Origin of the sequence: Extibacter sp. GGCC_0201, from assembly GCF_017566055.1 — a bacterium.
Classification (GTDB): domain Bacteria; phylum Bacillota; class Clostridia; order Lachnospirales; family Lachnospiraceae; genus Extibacter.
Window position 1 is genome coordinate 43,802 of record NZ_JABFCH010000015.1, and the last position, 9,360, is coordinate 53,161.

The window sequence follows — 9,360 nt, forward strand, 5'->3', positions numbered from 1 at the left end:
AGCTATCGAGCAAGACCGAGATCAGTAACCCACGGCGCTACTCGATAACCTTTCTCGCGTTTCTTATCTTCACCAACACGCTCGTTGTGCTTATAGAGAACAACCCTATGTCCACCAAGGTTATTCCTTCCCCACAACTCTTTAACGGTCTCGCCACGCTGGCTGTCGACTCGCTCGGAGCGAACAATCTCATCCTCGTCACTGTTGTTTGCACGGAAAGTAACGAGATAGCGCTGACTTGACTCTTCGAACTTGATGTCCTTGATCGTTCCAACCAAACGCGCTGACTTCTGAACCAATACCGCAAGCGAGTTGTCTGCGACCATGCGGCCGATGCTTATGACTTCCTTGGTAAGGCTCGCCGCGTCAACCAGCTCGCCTTTAAAGGTTAAGCCAATGTAAGCGAGCTCGATGTTGCGGCGTATCTGCTCATCGTTTCGCAATGATGTTTCTGGCATTTCTGCTTCCTTTCAGTTGTGTCCCAACTACACTGATCTTGATCGGCTGATCGCCATCAACCAGATACAAATAACAGGGGGCTATCAAGACGTATACAAATCGTGATTTGATCAGTTGCCCAAGATCATACAATCTAAACGCAACCGGAAAGCTCTGCCTTAATCAACAAGCGTTGCGACCGAGCAAGCATCAACTGACTTGGACTTAGTACCCTTCTCGGTCCAACCATTCGATCATCACGCGGCTGACAAGAAGGTTCATGCTGACATCCTCATCGCGTGCCACATCGCGAATGCGCTTGTGGAGCTCAGGGGATACGCTGAGGTTGATCTTACGATCGTTGCCACGGGAGCGACGTTTAGTGTAGCCGCCTGGCAATTTCACGACCTCGCCAACGCCCTTCTCTGTGCTTTCCGTTTTCTTCTTCATGGATGCTTTCGCAACCGACTCGTTGGCACCGGTATTCATCTCAAACTCGGTATTGCTCTTACGCGTCTTAGCCATTTTTAGTTCTCCTCCTGATTGAGATATTCATCGATAAACGCCTTGAAATCTTCAGCGGCCGTGCATTCCGGATCGTAATCCCAAAGAGAGATGTGGGCACTCTGTGCCTGACGAACGGAAACGCACTTGCGGATACGTGTTTCGAAAACCTTTGTGTCCGCATTCTCGGCAACCTCGGGAAGCTGCTCATCAAGCGAGCGCTCCAAGCGACCACGTGCATCATAAGTGTTGATCAAGATGCCAGCGATGGTCACATTGGGATTCAAACGCTTGTTTTTGCGAATCGCCTCGCATGCTTGGTAAACTTTCCCAAAGCCGTCAACTGATGCCGTGTCTGGAACCACCACCACAATCACATCGTCTGCCGCGACAATTGCGTTGCGGGTCACAATGCCAAGCGACGGAGGGCAATCGATAACACAGTAATCGTAGTTACCCTCAACTCCCTCAAGGGCATCTGCCAGCATCGTAAGCGGAGTATCAAGCTTGGACATCTCAACTTCCGCATCGGCTACCAACGTGTCGCCGGGAATGATGTCGCCATGCTCATAGTGCTGGATGCCATCGGCGGCGGTGTACTCGAAGGATGTAAGCAAATCATAGACGGTTACCGCATCCTCGATCTTCGCACCAGCCTGACGGGTTGCATTGGTTTGCTGGTCGAGATCGACAAGCAATGTGCGGTAACCTTTGGCATTCAGGCCTTCCGCCAATGCCATTGAGGCGGCAGTTTTGCCGACTCCTCCCTTATGGTTGCAAATCGCAATAGTCTTCATGACTGTTTCCTTTCTTTTCTTAACCCTCGAACATGTATCTCATCCGAATGTCAGCATTCTTCGCTGCCACGCAGAACACGCCAGACAGCACCGTCATCGCCTCGATGGCAACAACGAGAGCCGCAATGGTGATGGCGCTCAAATGAAGAAAGCAGCCGATGCCGACGGCGATAGCCGAGCTCGGAATTCCGAAAACGAGCCATGTAATCAAGAAGCTAAAACCTCGCATAACAGGTATCTCCTTTCCGCTGTAGCTTTATTGTAGCACAACCCTACGCCCCAACAACGGCACAACCCTGCAACACAGTAAAAAATTTTGCGTGCTCTGCTCAGGCCTGCATATCGGGTATCATGATCGTGTTGAGAGGGCCCACCTTTCTTTTCGCCGGGAATGGTGACCTGGCTTTTCTCGGGCTCTCTCAATATCTATTACGATTAAAGCCCTGTATCTGCAAAACACCATTTGCAGATACAGGGCTTTTACCTTGCCGCCCCGCTTTCATAGCAATGAAAAAGGCACCTGCTTTCGCAAGTGCCTTAACTGATGCCGTTAATCATCGTAATGTCCTTTACATGAGACGATCTCAAGTACCCCGTCTTTTACCCGGTACACAAGTCGGTTCGCGTCATCAATCCTCCTCGACCAGAAGCCGCTTAGATTCCCCCTCAACGGTTCTGGCTTTCCGATGCCATCGAAGCCGTTTCCACGCTCAATATCCTTTACCAAAGCATTGATGCGCTTCAATGTCTTCTTATCCTCACGTTGCCACGAAACATAATCATCCCATGCCTCATCAAACCATACCTTCCTCATCTAATCGTCCTCCAACAGCTCATGCTCCACGCCTTTGCCGGCATCAAGGGCCTCGATCCCTCTCTTTATGTGCCTCATGTTGCTGTCCGAATAGAACGGATCAGCGTTAAGCTCAAACGGGATACGATGCTCCCTTGCAACAGCTTTCAGGAAGACGTTGACTGCGGTGGACATCGGTATGCCGATCGCGTTCAACGTTGCCTCAGCATTACGCTTAACCTCATCATCGACTCTTACGCTTACCTGTGCCATATAGCTCATCTCCTTTTCTCTTTTCTTGGTTTAATTATAGCACAAATGTACGCATAATGCAAGCATATGTGTAGCATTTGCTATACATATGCTTGCATTAACTGCTACACTTTCATCGTTTCCAAAATCGCACCGAGATATTCGCATTCGAATGCGAATATAGGAAAGACACCTGCTTTCGCAAGTGCCTTTCTATTGGTCGCCCACGTTTCGTTAAAAATACCCTGCAACCGTTATTGATGTGGTGCCAACCTGTATTGCCAAAGGGCAGGGAATCTACCCTACCCTACCCTGCATGGCTTGCTTAGAACGCGATGTCGTCATCGTAAAGGGTGCTAGTCATAGGATCAACAGCGGACGCGGATGCTGTAGCGGGTACCTGAGCACCGTTGGAAATAGATGACATGAACTCGATCTCGTCTACGATGATCTCGATCTTGGAGCGCTTCTGACCCTCGTTGGTCTCCCACTGGCTCCAACGGAGCTTGCCCTCGATGGCTACTTTACTGCCCTTAGAAAGGAAGCGGGAAACGCTCTGGGCACGGGCACCGAACATCGTGCAGTCGATGAAGTTCGGATAATCCTCCCATTCGCCGGTCTGGCTGTTCTTGCGGCGGTCGTTCACTGCGATGCCGAAACCCATCACCGGGTTGCCGGAAGCAGTAGTGCGTACCTCGGGGTCGCGGGTGAGGTTGCCAGATACGATAACGCGGTTGATAGACATGATGAGCTCCGATCTCTCATGGGTGGCGATTCCTTCCGCTCACCCTTTAACTTGATGACTCAATTATAGCACACCCCAACAGGGTTATTGGGTTATCAGGGCATTAAGTCGCTACTTCACAAACCCTCCACAAACCGCAGGTCAGACCTTGTTTTTACCGATTATCAGCCAGCCTAAAACTAATCATGAAACGTATTCCATCCCTTATTCCGGCTATGTAGGCATTGTCTACTTGATCGTTGTCGGCGGCGGTTTGAGTTGCCATGTAACGCCTCACCGCCTCTCTTTGCCTTGCCGTGAGCTCTTCGAGAACGCACATGTACGCGCCTTCTGCCTCGGCGTTGATGGCTTCGCTTTCCCTTGCCTCTATGTTGCTTTCCTGCAATATGCGCATGTCCTTGTCTCGGATCTTTGCAAGGGCATCTTTCACGGTTCTTTGAAATTCTCTTTCTTCCAGCACCTCTGTTCCCTCCTTTCGGTTTTCTCTTTTATTTGCCCCCACCCGGTTGGGCGGGGGTCTTGCTACCCATTGCATGGCATTAGGCTGTGAGCTTCTTGCGAACCTTGGTTTCCACAGCGTGCATGGACTTGTTAACCTCTGTCATCATCTTCTTGGCTGTCACACGGTCGAACTTGCCAACGCTTTCGATGATTCCCATAACCTGCTCGTAGCTTTTGAGCAACTGCTCCATGGCGTAGGTTGCCTTGCCGAGTGTGGCAACCTCGGAGTTCTTGCTCTGCTCCTTCAAGAGGTCTTTTCTTGTCGATGCCATCTCTTTCCTGTGCTCTTCAACGGCTTTCGAGAAACGCTTCGCCGACTCCTCTATCTCCTTGTCCTTGGCATTCAGTTCCTCTTGGAAGTTCTTTCGCTCCTCTTCACGGATGGCTTCAAGCTCTGCTTTATGCTTGCTGTTCATCTTCGCAAGCTCTTCCTGCAATGCGTCCACTTCCTCGTTGGTGCGGGCGAGCTCTTCGCGGCTCTGCTTGATGGCGGCCTCTACCTGTGCCTTTGCCTCGGTATCCTTGCTTTCGATAAGCTCGGCTTGTCGCTTCTTCTGCTGTTCAAGCTCCCTTTCTATCCGGGACTTGTCGGCCAATGCCTTTTCGGCCTGCTCCTTGTAGCGAGCGTTTTCCTGCTCATGGCGCTTCTGGGCCTCGGCGAGGGCGGCTTTGGTGCTTGACTGTTCCTCGGCGAGCTCGGCTTTCTTCTTGGCAAGCTCCTCTTTAAGCTCACGGATAGTCATGTCCTTTGCGTTGTTCTGCTCAGCGAACTTTTCACGCTCCTCTGCTGGGATCTCGAGCAATGCCACGGCCTGCGTGACGCTTAAATTCGCAATTGACTGCGATTTTGACGCTATGCCGCTCGCGCCGTACTCCGCATAGAGCTTCATCATGTTGTTCGCGGTACGCTGGGAATAGTTCACCCTCTCTTTCAGCCAATTGCCCCATTCCCCATGCTTCACCATGGCTTTGGCTTCTGTAAGGCGCTTGCCAAGCTCTATGAAGTTCATCAGAACCATCTGCTTGGTCTGCTCGGTAATCAAGTTAATCTCACTTGCGAGTTGGGCTTCGCGTGCCATGTCTTTTTCCTCTACATATGCCACCTGCACTGCCTGTGCCTTTACTGCTGTTACCTCTGTTGTTTCGTTTCTTTTCGCTTTCGTCATGAAAACTTCCTCCTTTTGATTTGTTGAATTTGGTTCAAGCACTGTCTTGAAGCAACGGTGCTTATGCTGTTGATGGGTGCGAGCGCAGCGGAGCGACGGAGCTAATCAAGGGCGATGGGTGCGCATCCCAGCACCCGGAGTCTTTTTGCAAGTTGTTGAGGGAGGAACGGACTCAAGAAGTTGCAAAAAGATGCTTGCACCCTTGGTGGTTGCGAGGGAGCGGCATATACTTGCCCATCCAACAGATAAGTACCGCCAACGCAAGTTGGGGATCCTTTTGGAAGCCCGCTGTGGGAAGGTCTGCGGAGGGCACTCCTGCAGTCCGTAGCTGAGCTTTCCATGGCGGGCGGTGCAGGTGGAGTGAGTGGATCGCGCTCTGAGCGTGATCCTAAGGAACGGAACCGGGCGATCTGGGGCGTGCCGAGGATTGGCACGGCTTCCTTTCTGCGGCGGTGAGCTTCGTTTGGCTCACGCATGGCTGATGACCCGGGTTTCGGGGACATCAGGTAAGCGGTGCTGCGCACCGATTGATACGCTCGCGGTGCTCGCTGAGATTTTTTTCTTTGAAAAGAGATTGGGAAACATAAAAGGCGCTCCCCCTAAAAGCAAGCCGGGGAGCGCCCTCTAGGGGTGATTTTAGGCGGTGGAGGTTTTTGCACATCTCCATGATCCTGACGCTCGAAGGGCACCACTAAAGCCCGTAGGAGTCGGGATTGTGGGAATGTGTGAAAACCGGGCGGGAGGTTAGGTTGCCCAGGCTTCGCGGCTCAGACCGTGGAGCCTGGGCCGGGTATGGAAAAGGGCTGCGACCCGTGGGGTTCGGGTGCAGCCCTTTGGTGGCTAGTAGTCGCAATTGCGCTTCAGCTCGAAGGCGGCAAGCTCGTAGGCTTCGGCTTTGGCGGCGTATTGAGCTTTCGTTAGCTCATCCTGCTCGCGGTGGGACTTCTTCTCGAACTCGCTTGCCAGCTGCTCGAAGTACTCTATGGTTTCCTGTACGGTACGCTTGGGCATTTTCCTGCTCCTAACTGGTTGGTTTCGGTTCGGTGGGTAGGGCGGGCACTGATTCGCGCCCGCCCTGCGGGGATTGGGCTGCCTAGGCAGCTTCCAGGGCATTCTTGTGATAGCGGAGGACAGCCCTGCCTTCGCCCCAAGCCGCAATCGAGATTATGTCGAACCTGATGCGGATGTTCATGGGAGATTCGTTGCTCATCAGATAGCTCATCGCTATGCCTTCGAGGCGGCGGCGCTTGGCGTTGTCCACCGCCTCGTTCGGGAACTGCGGGTCGCTGCTGTGGGCGAAACGCGTCATTACCTCCACGAAGCACATGCAGTTCTCCCCGTCCATGGCAACGAAATCGACCTCGCCCTGATCGCAGGAGTAGCCGTCTTCCACAATCCTGAGGCCATTGCGTACAAGGTAGTTCCTCGCGGCGATATGCCCACGCATCGCGAGCGGCATCTTCTTCGTGGTTTTCTCTACGGTGGTCATTTCGGTCTCCTATCTATCCGTGACCTTTACGCTGTAACCCTATTATAGCACAACCCCGTTGGGTTGTTAGGGCACAACACATAGAATAACCGCAGGTGAGCATAGAAAAAGGAGGGTTTTTACCCTCCTTTGACTGTTAGTTTTCTGTGAGCCAGGTATCTGTGAACCATGCACCGTCCAGGTACTCGCTGAACTTGGTATCATCTGGGTCACGGTCGAGCGCCTTCAGCTCTTCCAGAACGTACTCTTCCCACTCTTCCTCTGGAAGGTTGTCGGGAACGTCCACGATGTACTCCTCACGGTATATCGCTTCGCGGCAGTAAACCCGCTTCGTCATGATTGCTCCTCCTTGGGTTCTCGCTACTTGGACTCGGTGGTGAGGGTTGCCAGCTTCACGCCCTTTTGGAGGTCGCAGCCGCACTGCCCGCAATATGCGATATACGGCTTCACAGGCTTCTTGCACAGAGGGCAGATGCCCTGCTCGTGCGCCTGCTTTGCCGCCTTGCGGGCTTCGATTCGCCTTGGAATGCTCATTGTCTCTCCTATCTGTTGACCTTTACGCTGTAACCCTATTATATCACAACCCTGTTGGGTTGTTAGGACACAACATAAGAAAACATGCCGATGAGCTGGGGGGTTCGAGCGGGACGCACCCATGCGACCAGGAGCTTTTCGGTTCTATAAGCCGAAATTTCAAGGTGGGGTTTTTCCACACCAAGGCGTTTCGCCGTCTGTGGGAAAACCGCTTGGGGATGCTGGGATGCGTTTCGCCGTCCTGATTGGTGCTGCTATGAGCCTGCTTTTCGCTAGGAGACAAGAAAGGCAGATGCCCGTTACACGAAAACCTTGGGACATCTGCCATGGCCATAATATGGGTGCGGCCGTGACTGGATGGAACCGCACCGCAACGGCAATCTTAGCATATGGGTTGAGCCGGATTCCCCTCTGAGGGGGATCATAGGCGGTGGAGGGTTTTCCACTTTTCCATGATTCCGGCGCTCGAAGGGCACTACTAAAGCCCGTAGGAGTCGGGATTGTGGGAAAGTGCGTAAACCCGGGCGGGCGGTTAGGTTGCCCAGGCTTCGCGGCTTAGACCGTGGAGCCTGGGTCGGGCATGAGAAGGGGCTGCGACCCGTTCGGATAAGAGAAGGAGGGCAATAGCCCTCCTTGAACTCGATTCCCCTATTCCAAAACATCGGAGTGAGTTCCCAACCTTACCGCCATCACGGCTTGGCACTCATAGTTGTAACGGTATATAAGCACCAAATCCGGCTCAATGTGACATTCGCGGTGGCCTTTGTAGTTCCCTTTCAACGCATGGTCTTTCATTCTTTCAGGCAGCTCTACCCCGTCACGCAACCAAACCAACGTTTGATTGACTTTCTCCATATCGATGCCGCGTTTCATACAGACCTTGTAGTCCTTTTTGTATCTTGCAGTAAATCGAATCTGCATGAATCAACGCTCCAATTCGGCGATCATGTCATCGATTGAATCAAACCCCCGCGACACACCGACCATGTTCGCAGAGTCCTCCATCGCCTGAAGAGTTTCCTTGTTGAACCCATATGGGTTCCTGGTATCAAAAGGAAGTCCCTTGCACTTGTTTACCGCCGACACGAACATGCGGATAGCGTTCGATGGGGAAAGCCCGATACTGTCGCAAACCTCATTGAACGCCGCCTTCTCCTCTGGCTTCACTTTGGCAGAAAGCGTTGCCATTGTTGCCGTTGCCATTTCAGCTCCGATCTCTTAGGTATTACTATGTATCACATAGTATACCATAACATAATATCCGATAAGCGCAGATGAGCATAGAAAAAGGAGGGCTTTTGCCCTCCTTGGTTAGCGTGCAAGATGCTGGTATTCGCCCCATGTCTTGAAGTCAAAGCAGGTGCAGTGAAACGTGTTGGGATTCACTCCGTCAACGTAAAGAATCACGCCTTTCTCCCACTCGCTGATCTTGAAGCGAACATCTCGGCTCTCCCACCACGCAACGGCTTCGGCTCCTGCATCGGTATCCAAGAATGTTTCCCAGTCAGACTCGTCCATACTGGTTTTGATCCCAATGTACCCATTTGCTTCCGTCAGCTCCCAAAGCAAACGCTCGTGAAAGCTGCCCCTATCGTTCAGCGCTGCAAGCATGTCACGGCGAACCTTTTTTTCAAACTCGGTTGCCGCCTTGCGCTCGGCTTGCTTGCGCTCGGCCTGCTTCTCGGCTCGAACGGCTTTCAGGCTTTTGGGGGCTTCTGGCTCGTAGTAGCACAGATTCGCGACTGCAAAGGGAGCATTGAACTCGCCAGCACGAACAAGCTCCTCGCTTAGGACTTCCGTCACCTCGTACTTTTTGCCGTCCTTGCAGTACACCAGATCGCCTACATAGCAGGTTACGCCGTCTGCGGTCTTGAAGGACGGCACAGGGCGGCACATGGCCTTGAAATAGCGGTCTGCCACGAGCTTCCATGCTTCGAAGGTTCGCACGAACTCGTCCTCGCTTGGCATCAAGACGCATTCCATGGTGTCGCGTGCCCAATCCTCGTAATCGTTAAGCAGCATCTCTGCGAATCCCGCGAAGTTGCTGCTTGCCGTATCCATCCACTCGGGAAGGAGCTTCGCTACCAGGTTCTCTGCTTCTGCAAGGTTCATTTCGGTGGTCATTTCGGTCTCCTAACTAC

Annotated in this window: 16 protein-coding genes; all 16 read right to left on the bottom strand. The window is 52.6% G+C overall.

From position 1 onward, the window contains the following. Nucleotides 1–2: 2 nt before the first annotated feature. The 16 genes from HJV72_RS11215 to HJV72_RS11290 all read right to left on the bottom strand — a co-directional run bounded on the left by HJV72_RS11215 (nt 3) and on the right by HJV72_RS11290 (nt 9,343). Nucleotides 3–458, bottom strand: coding sequence for a hypothetical protein (locus HJV72_RS11215; RefSeq protein WP_208071071.1), 456 nt, complete (start codon nt 456–458; stop codon nt 3–5). 205 nt (nt 459–663) lie between these two features. Next, the gene (locus tag HJV72_RS11220) at nt 664–963 is read right to left on the bottom strand and encodes a toxin-antitoxin system HicB family antitoxin (RefSeq protein WP_208071073.1); all 300 of its coding nucleotides are present in this window, start codon (nt 961–963) and stop codon (nt 664–666) included. A gap of 2 nt (nt 964–965) precedes the next feature. Next, nucleotides 966–1,739 (bottom strand): ParA family protein, encoded by a 774-nt coding sequence (locus HJV72_RS11225; protein ID WP_208071075.1) that lies wholly within the window; start codon nt 1,737–1,739, stop codon nt 966–968. Nucleotides 1,740–1,758: 19 nt separating this feature from the next. After that, nucleotides 1,759–1,968 carry a hypothetical protein gene (locus tag HJV72_RS11230; protein ID WP_208071077.1) on the bottom strand — a complete coding sequence of 70 codons (210 nt, stop codon included), beginning with the start codon at nt 1,966–1,968 and terminating at the stop codon, nt 1,759–1,761. Between the two features lie 321 nt (nt 1,969–2,289). After that, nucleotides 2,290–2,553: a Txe/YoeB family addiction module toxin gene (locus tag HJV72_RS11235; protein ID WP_208071079.1), complete on the bottom strand. Its 264-nt coding sequence runs from the start codon at nt 2,551–2,553 to the stop codon at nt 2,290–2,292. Further along, nucleotides 2,554–2,805, bottom strand: coding sequence for a type II toxin-antitoxin system RelB/DinJ family antitoxin (locus HJV72_RS11240; protein WP_208071081.1), 252 nt, complete (start codon nt 2,803–2,805; stop codon nt 2,554–2,556). Between the two features lie 304 nt (nt 2,806–3,109). Next, complete coding sequence (locus HJV72_RS11245; RefSeq protein ID WP_208071083.1) at nt 3,110–3,529, bottom strand: single-stranded DNA-binding protein; 420 nt, start codon at nt 3,527–3,529, stop codon at nt 3,110–3,112. A 154-nt stretch (nt 3,530–3,683) separates the two neighbouring features. Further along, nucleotides 3,684–3,989, bottom strand: coding sequence for a hypothetical protein (locus HJV72_RS11250; protein ID WP_208071085.1), 306 nt, complete (start codon nt 3,987–3,989; stop codon nt 3,684–3,686). A gap of 79 nt (nt 3,990–4,068) precedes the next feature. Then, nucleotides 4,069–5,196, bottom strand: a complete 1,128-nt coding sequence (locus tag HJV72_RS11255; protein ID WP_208071087.1) for a DUF3102 domain-containing protein — start codon at nt 5,194–5,196, stop codon at nt 4,069–4,071. 840 nt (nt 5,197–6,036) lie between these two features. Continuing rightward, a complete protein-coding gene (locus HJV72_RS11260) occupies nt 6,037–6,207 on the bottom strand; it encodes a hypothetical protein (protein ID WP_208071088.1) in 171 nt (56 codons plus the stop codon). Between the two features lie 82 nt (nt 6,208–6,289). After that, the gene (locus tag HJV72_RS11265) at nt 6,290–6,685 is read right to left on the bottom strand and encodes a YraN family protein (protein WP_208071090.1); all 396 of its coding nucleotides are present in this window, start codon (nt 6,683–6,685) and stop codon (nt 6,290–6,292) included. Between the two features lie 136 nt (nt 6,686–6,821). Beyond that, a complete protein-coding gene (locus HJV72_RS11270) occupies nt 6,822–7,022 on the bottom strand; it encodes a hypothetical protein (RefSeq protein ID WP_208071092.1) in 201 nt (66 codons plus the stop codon). Between the two features lie 23 nt (nt 7,023–7,045). Further along, on the bottom strand, nt 7,046–7,219 hold the full coding sequence (locus tag HJV72_RS11275) for a hypothetical protein (RefSeq protein ID WP_208071094.1): 174 nt from the start codon (nt 7,217–7,219) through the stop codon (nt 7,046–7,048). A gap of 648 nt (nt 7,220–7,867) precedes the next feature. Then, entirely contained in the window at nt 7,868–8,140 is a 273-nt protein-coding gene (locus tag HJV72_RS11280; RefSeq protein ID WP_208071097.1) for a type II toxin-antitoxin system YafQ family toxin, read from the bottom strand. Between the two features lie 3 nt (nt 8,141–8,143). Beyond that, on the bottom strand, nt 8,144–8,422 hold the full coding sequence (locus HJV72_RS11285; protein ID WP_208071098.1) for a type II toxin-antitoxin system RelB/DinJ family antitoxin: 279 nt from the start codon (nt 8,420–8,422) through the stop codon (nt 8,144–8,146). A 108-nt stretch (nt 8,423–8,530) separates the two neighbouring features. Further along, the gene (locus HJV72_RS11290; protein WP_208071099.1) at nt 8,531–9,343 is read right to left on the bottom strand and encodes a hypothetical protein; all 813 of its coding nucleotides are present in this window, start codon (nt 9,341–9,343) and stop codon (nt 8,531–8,533) included. Between the last annotated feature and the right edge of the window lie 17 nt (nt 9,344–9,360).

What these genes read in the sequence shown, in the direction of transcription:
- HJV72_RS11260 (WP_208071088.1), bottom strand. Translation starts at nt 6,207, where the DNA reads ATGCCCAAGCGTACCGTACAGGAAACCATAGAGTACTTCGAGCAGCTG.
- HJV72_RS11255 (WP_208071087.1), bottom strand. Translation starts at nt 5,196, where the DNA reads ATGACGAAAGCGAAAAGAAACGAAACAACAGAGGTAACAGCAGTAAAG.
- HJV72_RS11265 (WP_208071090.1), bottom strand. Translation starts at nt 6,685, where the DNA reads ATGACCACCGTAGAGAAAACCACGAAGAAGATGCCGCTCGCGATGCGT.
- HJV72_RS11275 (WP_208071094.1), bottom strand. Translation starts at nt 7,219, where the DNA reads ATGAGCATTCCAAGGCGAATCGAAGCCCGCAAGGCGGCAAAGCAGGCG.
- HJV72_RS11240 (WP_208071081.1), bottom strand. Translation starts at nt 2,805, where the DNA reads ATGGCACAGGTAAGCGTAAGAGTCGATGATGAGGTTAAGCGTAATGCT.
- HJV72_RS11270 (WP_208071092.1), bottom strand. Translation starts at nt 7,022, where the DNA reads ATGACGAAGCGGGTTTACTGCCGCGAAGCGATATACCGTGAGGAGTAC.
- HJV72_RS11280 (WP_208071097.1), bottom strand. Translation starts at nt 8,140, where the DNA reads ATGCAGATTCGATTTACTGCAAGATACAAAAAGGACTACAAGGTCTGT.
- HJV72_RS11235 (WP_208071079.1), bottom strand. Translation starts at nt 2,553, where the DNA reads ATGAGGAAGGTATGGTTTGATGAGGCATGGGATGATTATGTTTCGTGG.
- HJV72_RS11285 (WP_208071098.1), bottom strand. Translation starts at nt 8,422, where the DNA reads ATGGCAACGGCAACAATGGCAACGCTTTCTGCCAAAGTGAAGCCAGAG.
- HJV72_RS11245 (WP_208071083.1), bottom strand. Translation starts at nt 3,529, where the DNA reads ATGTCTATCAACCGCGTTATCGTATCTGGCAACCTCACCCGCGACCCC.
- HJV72_RS11220 (WP_208071073.1), bottom strand. Translation starts at nt 963, where the DNA reads ATGGCTAAGACGCGTAAGAGCAATACCGAGTTTGAGATGAATACCGGT.
- HJV72_RS11215 (WP_208071071.1), bottom strand. Translation starts at nt 458, where the DNA reads ATGCCAGAAACATCATTGCGAAACGATGAGCAGATACGCCGCAACATC.
- HJV72_RS11230 (WP_208071077.1), bottom strand. Translation starts at nt 1,968, where the DNA reads ATGCGAGGTTTTAGCTTCTTGATTACATGGCTCGTTTTCGGAATTCCG.
- HJV72_RS11225 (WP_208071075.1), bottom strand. Translation starts at nt 1,739, where the DNA reads ATGAAGACTATTGCGATTTGCAACCATAAGGGAGGAGTCGGCAAAACT.
- HJV72_RS11290 (WP_208071099.1), bottom strand. Translation starts at nt 9,343, where the DNA reads ATGACCACCGAAATGAACCTTGCAGAAGCAGAGAACCTGGTAGCGAAG.